We start from the raw sequence: 15,853 nt of genomic DNA, 5'->3' as shown, positions 1-15,853 counted from the left end.
AGGGATGCGCGTCCAGGTTTCAGGAAAAAGCGGCTGCCACGCAGGCGTGCTTGTCGCTATGGTGGCTGTCCGACCACTCTCCGACACCGCTGCAGCGACCCTATGCGTTCTTCAATCGTCCCAGGCTGCGTTCGCAGAGCATGCATAGTCCATCCCTAGGCGTCCCCGCCAAGATCGCATACGACCGCAACGCACATCGCGATTTCTACCTGACCCATGCCCTGCTGCCGCTGGCCGCGGCGCTGCTGGCCAGTACCGTACTGATGGGCCTGGGCGGGGACTTCTGGTTGGCCGACCTGCTATACCGCTGGGAGGGAGGCCGCTGGGCACTGAAGAACGCCGCCTTGACCAGCGGCCTGATCCATCGCGACGGCAAGCTGCTCAGCACCGTGGCCTGGGTGGCGACGACCGGCCTGGCGGTGTGGGCCTGGCGGCGCAACGGCGGCCAGCGCTTCCGGATGCCGCTGCTTTACCTGGCCGTGGCGGTGGCCCTGGCGACCGGCATGGTGTCGCTGCTGAAGGCGGTCACGCACATGGACTGCCCCTGGGACCTGAGCCGCTATGGCGGCAGCCGTGCCTTCGTCGGGCTGTTCGAGGCGCACTCGACCGACATGCCGCGCGGCGTCTGTTTCCCCGCCGGCCACTCCAGCGCCGGCTATGCCTGGGTCGCCTTGTACTTCGTCGCGCTGGCGCTGAAGCCGGCGTGGCGCTGGCCGGCGCTCGCGGTCGGGCTTTGCGCCGGGCTGCTGTTCGGTATCGGCCAGCAACTGCGCGGCGCGCATTTCCTGTCGCACGACCTGTGGACGCTGACCGTCTGCTGGGGCGTGGCGCTCGCTCTGTATCGGGCGTTGCTGTGGCCGCCGCCGGGCTTGGCCCAATTCGTGCATCCGCCATCGTCTAACGTCAAGGAACCCCGCGCATGAGCGCCTCCTCTCTGTCGCGCCCGTCCACGATCAAACAGCAAAAGACCCGTTGGTGGGCCTATCGCCCGCTGCTGAGCAGCGAAGCGCTGGCGTTGGCGACCAGTGCGTTCTTCGCCGTGGCCTGCAACGGCATGTTCTGGCGCAGCGCGATGACCGGCCACGCCGGCGACCTGCGGCTGGGGCTGTCGCTGTTCCTGCTGCTGCTGTCGGTGCACGGGCTACTGCTCGGCCTGCTGCTGTGGCGCGGCGTGGCCAAGCCGCTGCTGACCGTGCTGCTGATCACCACCGCGTTCGCCGCGCACTACATGAACAGCTACAGCGTCTACCTGGACGCGGACATGCTGCGCAACGTGCTGGCGACCGATCACAAGGAATCGCGCGAACTGATGACGCCGGCGCTGATCGCGCCGCTGCTGTTCTACGCCGTGCTGCCGATCCTGGTGGTGTGGCGGGTGCGGCTGGTCCGGCGCACGCCGGGCAGGGCGCTGGCGATCCGCGCCGGCTTCCTGCTGGCGATGCTGGCGCTGTGCGGGGTCGGCGCGATGCTGTCGTTCCAGGATCTGTCGGCGATGATGCGCAACCACCGCGAGATCCGCTACCTGGCCACGCCGATCAACTATCTGGTCGCACTACAGCAGAACCTCAAGTCCGCCAGCCCCACGCGCAAGGCGCCGAAGCTGCCGCTGGAGCACGACGCGATCGCCACCCCGCGCGCGGCCGGCAGCAAGCCGCGGTTGCTGGTGGTGGTGCTGGGCGAAACCGCGCGCGCGCAGAACTGGGGCCTCAACGGCTACGTCCGGCAGACCACGCCGCAGCTGGCACAGCTGGGCGTGATCAACTTCCCCGACATGCATTCGTGCGGCACCAGCACCGAGGTCTCGGTGCCGTGCATGTTCTCGCCGTTCGGCCGCCACGACTACGACGAGGGCAACATCCGCAAGCACCAGTCGCTGTTGCACGTGCTCGAGCACGCCGGCATCGCCACGCTGTGGCGCGACAACCAGTCCGGCTGCAAGGGCGTGTGCGACGGCCTGGCGCTGCAGCGCCTGGACAACGCCAAGCACCCGCAACTGTGCAAGGACGGACGCTGCATGGACGAGATCCTGCTCGACGGCCTGGCCGCGCAGGTGCGCGCCAGGCCCGGCGACCGCGTGGTGGTGCTGCACCAGCTCGGCAGCCACGGCCCCAGCTACTTCGAGCGCTATCCGGCCAGCTTCCGCCGCTTCACCCCGACCTGCGACACCGCCGACCTGGGCAACTGCGACCGCGAACTGATCGCCAACGCCTACGACAACTCGCTGCTGTACACCGACCACCTGCTGGCGCGCACGGTGTCCACACTGGAGGCGATGCCCGACTACGACACGGCGATGATCTACCTGTCCGACCACGGCGAATCGCTGGGCGAGAAGGGCCTGTACCTGCATGGCGTGCCGTACGCGATCGCACCGAAGGAGCAGACCCACGTGCCGATGGTGATGTGGTTCTCGCCCGGCTTCGCCAGCGGCCGCGGCCTGGACCTGGCATGCGTGCGCGCGCGCGCGCGGCAGTACGCCGACCAGGACAACCTGTTCCCGTCGGTGCTGGGGCTGATGCAGGTCCGGACCAGGATCTACGAACGCTCGCGCGACCTGTTCGCGCCATGCCCCGGCTAGGCGGCGCCGGCGATCGCACCCGGGGACGGATCGAGCGCGCGCCGGGACGCGGCACGCCTGGCCGCACCGACGCGGGTCCGTCGGCCCTTGCGGCGGACGGGGCGGGTCACTAGCCTTCGTCGTCGCATTCACCCTCGAAGGATCCGCCGTGAACCATCGCCACCTGCTGCTCGCGCTGTGCATCGGCGCGAGCGTGCTTGCGCTGTCCGCGTGCCGCAAGGAAGCGACCACCGCAACCACCGCCGCGCCGGCGCCGGCGGCGGCCGGCGAGAGCGCCGACCAGTTCGTCGCCCGCATCAACGAGGAGTATCGGGCGCTGCTGCCGGAACTGACCTCGGCGCAGTGGCTGTCGATCACCTACATCAACGGCGACTCGGAGCGTCTGGCGTCCAAGGCCAACGAGCGCTGGCTGACCACGCTCAACGGCTGGATCGTACACGCCAAGCGCTACGCGGGCAGGCCGATGTCCGCCGACAGCGCGCGTGCGCTGCAGCTGCTGAAGCGGATGACCGCGATGCCGGCGCCGCGCGATCCGGCCAGGCTGGCCGAACTGGCCACCCTCGCATCGAAGATGGAAGGCGCCTACGGCGCGGCGGCCTATTGCACCGGCGAAGGCGAGGCGCGCCGCTGCCGGCAACTGGACGAACTGGAGGACGTGCTGCGCCGCAGCCGCGACTACGACCAGCAGCTCGATGCGTGGCAAGGCTGGCACGGCGCCGCGCGGCCGCTGCGCAAGGACTACCAGCGCTTCGTCGAACTGGTCAACCAAGGCGCGCGCGAAATGGGCTACGCCGACACCGGCGCGATGTGGCGCAGCGGCTACGACATGCCGCCAGCGCAGATCGCCGCCGAGACCGACCGGCTGTGGGCCCAGGTCGAGCCGCTGTACGCGCAACTGCACTGCTACACCCGCGGCAAGCTCGACGCCGAATACGGCAAGGACAAGGGCGAGGTCGCCGGCGGCCTGCTGCCGGCGCACCTGCTCGGCGACATGTGGCAGCAGGACTGGAGCAACCTGTGGGACCTGCTGCAGCCCTACCCCGGCGCCGGCAGCCTGGACATCACCGACACGCTGGAGAAGCAGTACCAGAGCAACCTCGGCGCGGCGCTGGCGCGGCGCAACGGCGACACCTCGCCGCAGGCGCGGTTCATGGCCCAGCGCGACGCGCAGTTGCAGAGCGCCAAGCAGATGACCGAGCGCGCGCAGGATTTCTACACCTCGCTGGCGATGCCCAAGCTGCCCGACAGCTACTGGACGCGCAGCCAGTTCATCAAGCCGCTGGACCGCAACGTGGTCTGCCACGCCAGCGCCTGGGACATGGACATGGCCGGCGACGTGCGCACCAAGATGTGCATCCAGCCGAACGAGGAAGACTTCACCACCATCCACCACGAGCTCGGGCACATCTATTACGACCTTGCCTACAACCCGCTGCCGCCGCTGTTCCAGGGCGGCGCCAACGATGGCTTCCACGAAGCGATCGGCGACACCATCGTGCTGGCGATGACGCCGCAGTACCTGCATTCGATCGGCCTGGTCGAGGCGCCGCAACGCAGCCGCGAGGCGCTGATCAACGCGCAGATGCGCATGGCGCTGGCCAAGGTGTCGTTCCTGCCGTTCGGGCTGATGCTCGACCGCTGGCGCTGGGGCGTGTTCGACGGCTCGATCGCGCCGGAGCGCTACAACCAGGCCTGGTGGGAACTGAAGGCCAAGTACCAGGGCGTGGCCCCGCCCACGCCGCGCGGCGAGGACTTCTTCGACCCCGGCGCCAAGTACCACGTGCCCGGCAACACGCCGTACACGCGCTACTTCCTGTCGCACATCCTGCAGTTCCAGTTCTACAAGGGCCTGTGCGACGCCGCGGGTTACAAAGGCCCGCTGTACGAATGCACCTTCTACGGCAACAAGGAGGCCGGGCAGAAATTCTGGTCGATGCTGCAGCGCGGCGGCAGCCAGCCGTGGCAGCTCACGCTGAAGGAATTGACCGGCAACGACAGGCTCGATGCCGGCCCGCTGCTGGAGTACTTCGCGCCGATGCAGGCATGGCTCGAGCAGCAGAACCAGGGCCGGATGTGCGGCTGGGACGCGCCCAAGGCGGCGCAGGGGCTGGTACAGCCAGCCCCCATCCTGATCACCCCCCACGCTCAGTGATCCGTCGCAGGAGCTGAGCCTTGAATGGCGCAGGCTATGATCATCAGCAGCCGTGGCGGCAGGTCATGCGCATCCACGCCGTGCAATTCCAGCCGGGCCTGTCGGTGGCCGAGTTCATCGAACGCGACGGCGCCGAGGTCGAGCGCTACCGTGCCCTGTCCCGATGGCGCTGGCCCAAGGTCGTCGCCGCCCGGTCGGTGAGGGCCGCCGTCGTGCGTGCTTCAGCCGCGCCGGGCCGCACTGCGACGCGTGCCGAGCCCGCCGCCGCCAGACCAGCTTGACCGCGGGCACGCTGCTGGAGAACACCAGGCTGGCGCTGCGCACCCGACCATGTGCTTTATGACGTCCGTTTCTAGGGGGCAGGTTCAATCATGACCTTGTGCTCTCGCGACAGAAGCCCACTCAAGGCCATCCAAAGTTGATCCGGAGCCACCGGCTTGTGCAGCAATGCAACGCCACTGGTCATCGCCTCACGCAGCCGCTCGGGGGCGGTATCGCCTGTGACCAACAGCGCGGGCACGGGGTGAGCATAATGCGCACGCAATCGGCCGATGACCTCGTCGCCCGTCTGGCGCTCGCGAAGACGATAGTCGCAAACGATGAGGTCCGGGCGGGCGATGTCGCACCGCAGGGCCTCGTCGAGGCTTTCCACCGCCACGCTTTCACACCCCCAACGGGTCAACAGTTCCTGCATGGCCAGGCGCACGGTTTCGTCATCGTCGATCACCAACAGGCGGCGGCCGTCGAGCGTGGCGGTTTTTGGCGAATTGCCCTGTTCGACGCGGTCGGAAGGCACCTCGCTCGCAAGCGGCACCGCCACCCGAAAGACGCTACCCCGGCCAAGCCTCGATACCAGGGAGAGCGGATGCTTCAAGGACTTCGCCAGGCCCTGGGCGATGGCCAATCCCAGCCCCAACCCCTTGCGGCGATCGCGCTCCGGGTTGCCCAATTGGTGGAATTCCCGAAACACTTCGCCCTGTTGGTCCGCGGCGATGCCGATCCCGGTATCGAACACTTCGATGGAGAGGCACGACCCGCGCGTGCGAGAACCGATGAGCAAACCGCCTCGATCGGTGTAGCGAATGGCATTGGCGATCAGGTTGCGCAGGATCAGTTCGAGCATGGCCGGGTCGGTCAGGACGGTCGCCTCGCTGTCGCGCGTGCGGTAGGCCAGGCCCTTGGCATCGGCCTGGGGAGCCAGTTCGCGTTCCAGTTTGTGCAGCAGGAGCTGGATGCGGCAGGGGACCGGTTTGGGCTGGATCACGCCGGCCTCGATGCGCGAGAAGTCGAGCAGGGTGTTGAGCATCTCCGTGGACGCCAGGCTGGCCGCCTTGGCGTTATCGAGCACGGACTTCTGCTGGGTGCCGGCTGGACCGCTGGACAAGGCCTCCAAGAACAATCCCAAGGCGTGAATCGGCTGCCGCAGATCGTGGCTGGCGGCCGCCAGGAAGCGCGACTTGGCCTGATTGGCCTGCTCGGCGCGCTCTCGGGCCACACTGGCGGCCTCCTTTTCCGCCTCCAGACGCTCGATCAGGGCCAGATTCTCGAAGCGAAGCGTGATGGACTCGCTCAGCGCCCGACCGATCAGGCGCGCCTGGCCGTACTGGCCAACGACATAGAGCAGACAGCAGGCGCCCATCGCTTGATAGATGAGGCTTTCCATCGACAAGAAGCGTAACCCCGTCAGCAGCAGCATCGGCAGGATGAGCGCCACGTAAAGCGAACGAATGGGTGCCAGCAGCGAGACGGCGTTGCTGCTGATGGCCGCCATCACGCCCAGCAGCATGGCCATGGCCGCCGGCGAAGTGGCTTCCTGCACCACGATCCAGCCCAGGCTTCCCCAGGCGAGCCCTTCGGCCACTTTGCCAGCGGCCATGTGCCGGGTGATGGAACGCATGTTCGCCGAGTCGATTCCCCGGCGCAGGGTCCGCTTGGCATAGATCACGACCCATAGCCGGCCGAGCACGACCGCCAGATACCACGCGCCCAACCAGCGCGCATCGACCGTGGCGGCCACCACCTGTACCACCTCATTCTCTTGGGCAGAGGTGGCGGCGAACCTCTGGCCGCTGGTCATCACAAAGACGACGACCAGCAGGGTGGCGAGCAGGAAACCGATGGGCAGGGATTGGGCGATGCCGCCCAGGACCAGCTTGAGACGCTCGGTGTAGAGGCGAGGGCCTTCCCTCACAGGATCAGGCCCAGCCGCCGCGCCGTGAAGGCCGCTTCGGCCCGACTCGATGCGCCCAGTGCCGCCAGGGTCGCCTGCACGTGCCCGCGCACGGTGTGCTCGGACAGCCCCAGCCGCCTTCCGATCATCTTGTTGGAGAGTCCCTGGCAGAGCAGGTCGAGCACTTCCGTTTGGCGGGGCGTGAGCTTGCCTCGTTCCAGGCCAGGAGGGACAGGCGCCTTGATGGGCGCGCAGGAGGCGCAGGCCAGCAACGCCGCCACCTCCTGCACCAGCCGCTCCGGGTGTTCGGTCTTGGAAATGAAGCCCACCGCGCCGCGCTGGACGGCCTGGCTGACCCGGTCGGGCACGTCGAACGCCGAGACCATCACGATGCGGGTGCCGGGCCACTTGCCCGCCAGCAGGGAAATGCCTTCCAGCCCGCTGAGCCCTTGCAACTGCATGTCGAGCAACACCAGATGGGGCGCGATGTCGTTCAAGCGCAGGGCTTGTTCGAGTGAGTCGGCCTCGTGGATAGACACCGCGTCCAGACCCGCGTCCAGCACCATGGCGATGCCGGAGCGGAACAGGCGGTGATCGTCGATGAGCAGGAGAGTTTTCATCGGGAACATCAAATACCTCTGCGATCGGCGAGGCAAGCGGCAGATACCAGTCCGGATGGACTATGTTCGCGCGCGTCGTCGACACCTAGTATGCCGCCCAGAATCTGTCGAGTGCGCGCTGCGCACCTTGCGCTCAAGAGCGCAGGGGCGGCGGCGGCGCGTCGGAACCTCGACAGAAAAGGGATGGAGCGGCCTGCCGTTGGGGATGTGGACTGTGATGACGATGGAATCGATCGTGGGAACCTGGAAGCGACCGCGTTGCACGGCGCTGGGCGTGTCGATCGGCTTGACGCTGGCCTCCATGGCCCAGGCCCAGGTGGCGCCCGCCGCCGGCGACCTGCAGCGCCAGATCGAACAGCAGATCCACACCCCCAACGTGATTCCGCCGCCCCCGCCTGCAACACCGGCGAAGCCGCTTGACCGCAGCGGTCCTGCGGTGGTCATCCGCCGGGTGGAGATCGACGGCGCCAGCCTGATTCCCGCCGCCGAACTCGCCCGCCAGTTCGAGCCCTACCTGAACCGGCCCGTGTCCCTGGGCGAGTGGCAGGCCGCGGCCCAGACCCTGGTGGGCTACTACCGCAAGCGCGGCTGGTTCGTTCGGGTGCAGTTGCCCGAACAGGACGTGAGCGCCGGTACGCTGCACATCCGTGTCGTCGAGGGTCACTTCGGCCAGCTCGACCTGCAGCCCGGTGCATCGCGCGCCCGCGCCGGCTATGTCGCCAAGGTCGTCGGGCACGGCCTGGAAGCCGGTCGACCTTACTCCGTGGACGAACTCGAGCGCGGTCTGCTGCTGGCCAACGACCTCCCCGGGGTGCGCGCCGACGGCACCCTGCGCGCCGGCCGACAGCCGGGCACCAGCGATTTGGCCCTGACCGTCGCGGACACGGCGTGGCTCAGCGGGTCGGTCGGCGCCAGCAGCTACGGCAACCGCTTCACCGGCCGTGTCCAAGCCTCCGGCAATCTGGCGCTGAACAATCTCAACGGCTATGGCGACCGTCTGCAGGTTTCCGGGCTGCTGGCCGAACGCCTCCACTACCAGGGCCTTGATTACAGTCAGCCGATCGGCCACGACGGCCTGCGCGCCCACCTCGGTTACAGCCAGGTGCATTATCGGCTGGGCGGGTCCTTTGCCGACCTCGACAGCAAGGGGCGAACGGGCACCTTGCGCGCCGGACTGGATTACCCCTTGCTGCGCAGCAGCCAGCGCAACCTCTGGCTGGGATTGGACCTGGGCCGGACGCGCCAGGAGGACGCGAGCCTGGGCGTGACCCTGCGCCGCCGCAACATCGACACCGCCACCTTGGCGCTACGTGGCGACGCGCGTGATGACTGGGGCGGCGGCGGTGTCAGCAGCGCTCTGTTCGGTCTCACCCAAGGTCAGGCCGATCTGCGCCTGCCCGGCGACCGTGCGAGAGATGCGCGTGGCGCAGGGATCGATGGCCACTTCACCTATCTGGCGCTGGACCTGCGCCGCGACCAGCGTCTGGCGCCAGCGTTCTATGCGCGCGCGCGCGCGGCCGGTCAACTGGGCCTGGACAACCTGGACTCCTCTCAGCAGTTCGGCCTCGGCGGTCCCTATGGCGTGCGCGGCTACCCGGTCAACGAGGCCAGCGGCGACAGCGGCCTGCTGGCGCAACTGGAACTGCATAGCCTGCTGCCCTGGGTCGGCCTCGCCGGCCTGGACGGCTACGCCTTCGTCGACGGCGGCCTGATCCGCCAGCACCACGCCACCTGGGCAGGCTGGGATACCGCCGACAGCGGTCGCAACAGCTACGCCCTCTACAGCGCAGGACTGGGGCTGTCCTGGGTCCATCGGCGCGGCTTCGCTTTCAACGCCGTGCTGGCCGCTCCACTGGGCAACAACCCGGGAAGCGGACACCGCAACCGCAACCAGGACGGCAGTCGCCAGGGACCGCGCGTCTGGCTGACGCTGAGCCAGGCATTTTAGGGCGCGAGCGCATCGCACCGACACGTCGGCACCATTTCATTTCAGGGGAGCACCGCATCATGTGGCAGCACGCGAGCAGCAACCGCGCCTATCGATTGGTTTGGAACCGCGCCAAAGGCATCTGGGCCGTCGCCCCTGAAACGGCCAAGGGACAGGGCAAGGCCGGCGCCTCCAGCGGCACGGTCGCCAGGGTGGCTTGCGGCTCGCGGCGGCTCCCGTGGCGCCTGGCCATCCTCGCCGGGCTGGGGCTGCTGGCGCGGCCGTCGCTGAGTTTCGCGCTCGATGCCAATGCCTTGCCCGGTGGAGGGCAGGTCGGTGCCGGCCAGGCCCAGATCACCGTCCACGGCAACCAGCTCACCGTCAATCAGAGTTCCCGGCGCGCCGTCATCGACTGGCAGCGCTTCGACGTGGGCCGGGACGCGGCCGTGCGCTTCAACCAGCCCGGCGCCGATGCGGCGACGTTGAACCGCGTCACCGGCGGCAGCCGCTCCGAGATCCTGGGCAAAATGGACGCCAACGGCCAGGTCTATCTGGTCAACGGCGCCGGGGTGCTGTTCGGCCAGAGCGCACAAGTCAACGTCGGCGGCCTGGTCGCCTCGACCTTGAACCTCACCGACCAGGACTTCCTCGCCGGCAAAGACCGCTTCACCCTCACCGACAAGAGCACCGGCGAGGTCGTCAACCAAGGCCGCATCAACGCCACGGGTGGCACCGTGGCGCTGCTCGGCGCCACGGTGCGCAACGAAGGCACCCTCACCGCCGCCGGCGGCAACGCCATCCTGGCCGCCGGCAAGGAAATCAGCTTCGCCGCCGGCGCCAACGGCCACCTGCACCTCTCCGTGGCGGCCTCGGCACTGCAACTGGCCGTGCGCAACGGCGGCGCCATCCAGGCCGACGGCGGGCAGATCGTGCTCAACGCCCAGGGGGCCAATGCGCTGGCCGCCGCCGTGGTCAGTAACACGGGTACCCTGCAGGCGCAGACCGTCGCCCAACGCGAGGGCAAGATCCTGCTGCTGGCCGATCTGGATCACGGTGGCACGACCCAGGTGGCCGGCACGCTCGACGCCCGTGCACCCACCGTCGGCAACGGCGGCTTCATCGAGACCAGCGGCACCCACGTCAAGATCGCCGAGGGCGCTCATGTCACCACCCGTGCTGCTCAAGGGCAGACCGGCACCTGGCTGATCGATCCGGCCGATTTCATCGTGGCGGCCAGCGGCGGCGACATCACCGGCGCCACGCTGTCCAGCAACCTGGACAACGGCAACGTCGTCTTGCAAAGCGACAACGGCGGCGTCCAGCCAAACGGGAACGGCGACATCTTCGTCCGGGACAATGTCGCCTGGTCCAGCGGCACCACACTGACGCTGGAAGCCCAGCGCAACATCTATATCGATGCGGCAATTACGGCGACGGGACAAAATGCAGGGCTCAAGCTCAACTACGGCGATACCCGCGGCGATATCACTGCACCGGCGGCGGCCGGTAGCGACTATCACGTGCGCGCCCCGGTCACGCTCAGCGGAACCAATGCATCCTTCGCCGTCAACGGACAGCAATACACGTTGATTCATAGCCTGGCTCAACTGGATGCGCTCGATGGAAACGTGTCGGACACTGGTCCAGTGAATTCGGTTTCCGGCTATTTCGCGCTGGCTACGTCCTTGGATGGCGGCGGGACGACTTACGGCCATTCGTTGGTTGGCGGTGGCGCTGTCCCGTTCCAAGGCACGTTTGCCGGGCTCGGCAATGTCATAAGGAACCTGACCATCTCTCGGGGGGGATTTGCCTCGAACTGGTCGGCGCTGTTTGCGGCGACCTCGGCCTCGGCCTATATCCGGGACCTGGGCGTGGCGGGTGGTGGGTCTGTTTCGGGGAATCTGTATAGCGGCGGACTGGTAGGGGAAAACAAGGGAAGAATACACAACTCATTCAGCACCCTTGATGTGAGTGCCAATAACTCAGGCGGGGGCTTGGTGGGCAACAACGAAGGGACGATCAGCAATTCCTACGCGCAGGGAACAGTGAATGGAAAGGCCGTACTGGGTGGACTAGCGGGCAGTAACCGCGGCACGATCAGCAACTCCTACAGCCTGGGCAATGTGAGTGGGGCAAACGACTCCAAGGGCTACTCCATTGGAGGACTGATCGGCATCAACGGCGGAACGGTCTCCAACGCATATTCCCTGGGCGCAGCGACAGGCACCGACGCAGGCGGATCGGTTGGAAAGAATTCCTCTCCGACCTCCAATACGTTCTACGCCACCACCCGCAGCGATGGAACCACCATCAATGCCAGCGGTGCCTATGGTGGCGCAACAGGAAAAAGCCTGGCGGAGCTGATGAGCGCGGCGACCTTTTCCTCCTGGAGCATCAACAGCGGGGGAAACCGTGGTGCAATCTGGCGCATTTACGAAGGCCACAGCACGCCGCTACTCAGCAATCTTCTTCGCCCCATTACGGTGACCGCCGGCCTGGTGGACACGTTGACCTACGACGGCCGAATCGCAGGCGGCGTACTCGGCACCTACGGTACGAGCATTGCCGGTGCAACGTTGAGCGGTACGCTCAATTACCGCAGCAGCTCGAAGAATGCGGGGATGTATACGGCCACAGACGGTAGCCTTGTCCTATCCGGCTTGTGGTCCAACCAGCAGGGCTACGATATCAGCTACGGCCAGACAGAGCTGCTCATCAACCGGGCCGACCTTACGGTGAGCGGCATCACCGCCACCAACAAGACCTACGACGGTAGGACTTCAGCTAACTTGAGCGGTGCGGCCATTGTCACTGCCTTCGGCAGCGACCAGGTCCAGGTGAGTGGCACCGGTACCGGCAGCTTCGCCGACAAGAATGTCGGCACCGGCAAAGCGGTCGTCGTCAGCGGCTTTACGCTCACTGGTACCGATGCGGGCAACTACACCCTCGTGTTGCCTACGGGTCTCACTGCCGACATCGCCAAAGCGAATCTGGCGTTGAGCGGTGTCACTGCCGCTAACAAGACCTACGACGGCACCGCCGCCGCCAACGTGAACGGCACAGCCAGCGTCGCTGCTTTCGGCAGCGACCAAGTCCAAGTGAGTGGCACCGGTACCGGCAGCTTCGCCGACAAGAATGCCGGTACCGGCAAAGCGGTCGTCGTCAGCGGCTTTACGCTCACTGGTACCGATGCGGGCAACTACACCCTCGTGTTGCCTACGGGTCTCACTGCCACCATCGCCCGCAAGGCACTGAGCATCAGCGGCAGCCGCGCCAACGGCAAGACCTACGACGGCAGCACCGCCGCCAGCATCCAGGCCGGCACCGTGGCCGGACTGGTCGGCAATGAGACGCTGGGCGTGAGCGCCAGCGGCACGTTCGACACTGCCGATGCCGGCAGTCGCACGGCCACCGCCCAATACACCCTGGCCGATGGCAGCGGCCGGGCCAGCAACTACACCCTGGCCGACACCGCCGGCCTCACCGCCACCATCGCCCGCAAGGCGCTGAGCATCGGTGGCAGCCGCGCCAACGGCAAGACCTACGACGGCAGCACCGCCGCCAGCATCCAGGCCGGCACCGTGGCCGGACTGGTCGGCAATGAGACGCTAGGTGTAAGCGCCAGCGGCACCTTCGACAATGCCAATGCCGGCACCCGCACTGCCACGGCGAGCTACGCCCTCAGTGACGGGACCGGCCGGGCCAGCAACTACACCCTGGGCGACACCACCGGCCTCACCGCCACCATCGCCCGCAAGGCGCTGAGCATCACTGGCAGCCGCGCCACCGGCAAGACCTACGACGGCACCACCACCGCCAGCATCCAGGGCGGCACCGTGGCCGGACTGGTCGGCAACGAGACGCTGGGCGTGAGCGCCAGCGGCACCTTCGACACTGCCAATGCCGGCAGTCGCACGGCCACTGCCCAATACACCCTGGCCGATGGCAGCGGCTTGGCCAGCAACTACACCCTGGCCGACACCGCCGGCCTCACCGCCACCATCGCCCGCAAGGCCTTGAGCATCACTGGCAGCCGCGCCACCGGCAAGACCTACGACGGCAGCACCGCCGCCAGCATCCAGGCCGGCACCGTGGCCGGACTGGTCGGCAATGAGACGCTGGGCGTGAGCGCCAGCGGCACGTTCGACACTGCCGATGCCGGCAGTCGCACGGCCACCGCCCAATACACTCTGGCCGATGGCAGCGGCCGGGCCAGCAACTACACCCTGGCCGACACCGCCGGCCTCACCGCCACCATCGCCCGCAAGGCGCTGAGCATCAGCGGTAGCCGCGCCACCGGCAAGACCTACGACGGCAGCACCGCCGCCAGCATCCAGGCCGGCACCGTGGCCGGACTGGTCGGCAATGAGACGCTGGGCGTGAGCGCCAGCGGCACCTTCGACACTGCCAATGCCGGCACCCGCACGGCCACTGCCCAGTACACCCTGGCCGATGGCAGCGGCTTGGCCAGCAACTACACCCTGGCCGACACCACCGGCCTCACCGCCACCATCGCCCGCAAGGCGCTGAGCATCACTGGCAGCCGTGCCGACGGCAAGACCTACGACGGCACCACCGCCGCCAGCATCCAGGCCGGCACCGTGGCCGGACTGGTCGGCAATGAGACGCTGGGCGTGAGCGCCAGCGGCACCTTCGACACTGCCAATGCCGGCAGTCGCACGGCCACTGCCCAATACACCCTGGCCGATGGCAGCGGCTTGGCCAGCAACTACACCCTGGCCGACACCGCCGGCCTCACCGCCACCATCGCCCGCAAGGCCTTGAGCATCACTGGCAGCCGCGCCACCGGCAAGACCTACGACGGCAGCACCGCCGCCAGCATCCAGGCCGGCACCGTGGCCGGACTGGTCGGCAATGAGACGCTGGGCGTGAGCGCCAGCGGCACCTTCGACACTGCCGATGCCGGCAGTCGCACGGCCACCGCCCAATACACCCTGGCCGATGGCAGCGGCCGGGCCAGCAACTACACCCTGGCCGACACCGCCGGCCTCACCGCCACCATCGCCCGCAAGGCGCTGAGCATCAGCGGTAGCCGCGCCACCGGCAAGACCTACGACGGCAGCACCACCGCCAGCATCCAGGCCGGCACCGTGGCCGGACTGGTCGGCAATGAGACGCTAGGTGTAAGCGCCAGCGGCACCTTCGACAATGCCAATGCCGGCACCCGCACTGCCACGGCGAGCTACGCCCTCAGTGACGGGACCGGCCGGGCCAGCAACTACACCCTGGGCGACACCACCGGCCTCACCGCCACCATCGCCCGCAAGGCGCTGAGCATCACTGGCAGCCGCGCCACCGGCAAGACCTACGACGGCACCACCGCCGCCAGCATCCAGGCCGGCACCGTGGCCGGACTGGTCGGCAATGAGACGCTGGGCGTGAGCGCCAGCGGCACCTTCGACACTGCCAATGCCGGCACCCGCACGGCCACTGCCCAGTACACCCTGGCCGATGGCAGCGGCTTGGCCAGCAACTACACCCTGGCCGACACCACCGGCCTCACCGCCACCATCGCCCGCAAGGCGCTGAGCATCACTGGCAGCCGTGCCGACGGCAAGACCTACGACGGCACCACCGCCGCCAGCATCCAGGCCGGCACCGTGGCCGGACTGGTCGGCAACGAGACGCTGGGCGTGAGCGCTACTGGCACGTTCGACCGTGCCGATGCCGGCACGCGCAGTGCCACCGCCCAATACACCCTGGCCGATGGCAGCGGCCGGGCCAGCAACTACACCCTGGTCGACACCGCCGGCCTCACTGCGAATATCGAACGGGCAAGGCTTGCGGTCACCACCGACGACGACCGGAGGATCGCCGATGGCCAGCCCTATGCAGGGGGCAACGGCGTGCGATTTTCGGGGTTTGTCAACGGCGAGAACGAGTCCGTGCTCGGCGGCCAGCTGCGCTACGGCGGCTCGGCCCAAGGTGCCGTGGTGCCCGGGGAATACAGCATCGTCGCGTCGGGCTTGGAGGCCGCCAATTATCGGCTGGACTACGTGGATGGGCGCCTGCTGATGATCGCACCGGCGACGGCTGGTATACCGGCGGCGGGGGACATCGAGCGGCCGCTGCGTCAGGATATCCAGGCGCGCGAAGGTTTGGCGCGGCTCGGCGCTGGTTTGAACAATGCCGCGTCACCGCAGCCAGCAATCAATCTGCCGTTGGTGGTGGCGCATGACTACATCCGCTTGGAGGAGTGATGGCAGCGAATCTTACGTGCGCCGGCAATCATTGCGCCCGTCACGATGCTGCGGCCATTGATTGGTTGAACATGGCGCGCAGGTCGTATTGCGCTGCGGCGCCTGCTCGGTCGTCGAGGTCGGATAGGGCGCGGCAAACGCCCATTCTTCATCGGACACGTCGCCCGGAGACGGCTTGCGGGATG

At 67.7% G+C, this 15,853-nt stretch carries 8 protein-coding genes; 6 read left to right on the top strand and 2 right to left on the bottom strand.

Annotated elements, in window-relative coordinates:
- Positions 1–140: 140 nt before the first annotated feature.
- The 4 genes from G4Q83_RS00820 (at position 141) to G4Q83_RS00805 (ending at position 5,011) form a co-directional block, all read left to right on the top strand.
- Entirely contained in the window at positions 141–923 is a 783-nt protein-coding gene (locus G4Q83_RS00820) for a phosphatase PAP2 family protein (protein WP_128421041.1), read from the top strand.
- Positions 920–2,578, top strand: coding sequence for a phosphoethanolamine transferase (locus tag G4Q83_RS00815; RefSeq protein WP_128421040.1), 1,659 nt, complete (start codon positions 920–922; stop codon positions 2,576–2,578). Before G4Q83_RS00820 ends, G4Q83_RS00815 begins: the two co-directional genes overlap by 4 nt.
- A gap of 148 nt (positions 2,579–2,726) precedes the next feature.
- Positions 2,727–4,730, top strand: coding sequence for a M2 family metallopeptidase (locus G4Q83_RS00810; protein ID WP_128421039.1), 2,004 nt, complete (start codon positions 2,727–2,729; stop codon positions 4,728–4,730).
- A gap of 20 nt (positions 4,731–4,750) precedes the next feature.
- Entirely contained in the window at positions 4,751–5,011 is a 261-nt protein-coding gene (locus tag G4Q83_RS00805) for a hypothetical protein (RefSeq protein ID WP_128421038.1), read from the top strand.
- Between the two features lie 71 nt (positions 5,012–5,082).
- Here G4Q83_RS00805 and G4Q83_RS00800 read toward each other — a convergent pair whose 3' ends face one another.
- Complete coding sequence (locus G4Q83_RS00800) at positions 5,083–6,921, bottom strand: ATP-binding response regulator (RefSeq protein WP_211288327.1); 1,839 nt, start codon at positions 6,919–6,921, stop codon at positions 5,083–5,085.
- Positions 6,918–7,529, bottom strand: a complete 612-nt coding sequence (locus G4Q83_RS00795; RefSeq protein WP_221893108.1) for a response regulator — start codon at positions 7,527–7,529, stop codon at positions 6,918–6,920. Before G4Q83_RS00795 ends, G4Q83_RS00800 begins: the two co-directional genes overlap by 4 nt.
- A gap of 46 nt (positions 7,530–7,575) precedes the next feature.
- On the opposite strand from G4Q83_RS00795, the gene G4Q83_RS00790 reads away from it, so the two are divergent.
- A complete protein-coding gene (locus G4Q83_RS00790) occupies positions 7,576–9,468 on the top strand; it encodes a ShlB/FhaC/HecB family hemolysin secretion/activation protein (protein ID WP_158255048.1) in 1,893 nt (630 codons plus the stop codon).
- 59 nt (positions 9,469–9,527) lie between these two features.
- Complete coding sequence (locus G4Q83_RS00785; RefSeq protein WP_185817312.1) at positions 9,528–15,668, top strand: YDG domain-containing protein; 6,141 nt, start codon at positions 9,528–9,530, stop codon at positions 15,666–15,668.
- Positions 15,669–15,853 lie beyond the last annotated feature (185 nt).

This window comes from Xanthomonas theicola, from assembly GCF_014236795.1.
GTDB classification, from domain to species: domain Bacteria; phylum Pseudomonadota; class Gammaproteobacteria; order Xanthomonadales; family Xanthomonadaceae; genus Xanthomonas_A; species Xanthomonas_A theicola.
Note: the sequence above shows the minus strand (reverse complement) of the source record. Positions and strands in the feature narration are given on the sequence as shown.

What these genes read in the sequence shown, in the direction of transcription:
- G4Q83_RS00820 (WP_128421041.1), top strand. Translation starts at nt 141, where the DNA reads ATGCATAGTCCATCCCTAGGCGTCCCCGCCAAGATCGCATACGACCGC.
- G4Q83_RS00815 (WP_128421040.1), top strand. Translation starts at nt 920, where the DNA reads ATGAGCGCCTCCTCTCTGTCGCGCCCGTCCACGATCAAACAGCAAAAG.
- G4Q83_RS00795 (WP_221893108.1), bottom strand. Translation starts at nt 7,529, where the DNA reads ATGTTCCCGATGAAAACTCTCCTGCTCATCGACGATCACCGCCTGTTC.
- G4Q83_RS00790 (WP_158255048.1), top strand. Translation starts at nt 7,576, where the DNA reads ATGGACTATGTTCGCGCGCGTCGTCGACACCTAGTATGCCGCCCAGAA.
- G4Q83_RS00785 (WP_185817312.1), top strand. Translation starts at nt 9,528, where the DNA reads ATGTGGCAGCACGCGAGCAGCAACCGCGCCTATCGATTGGTTTGGAAC.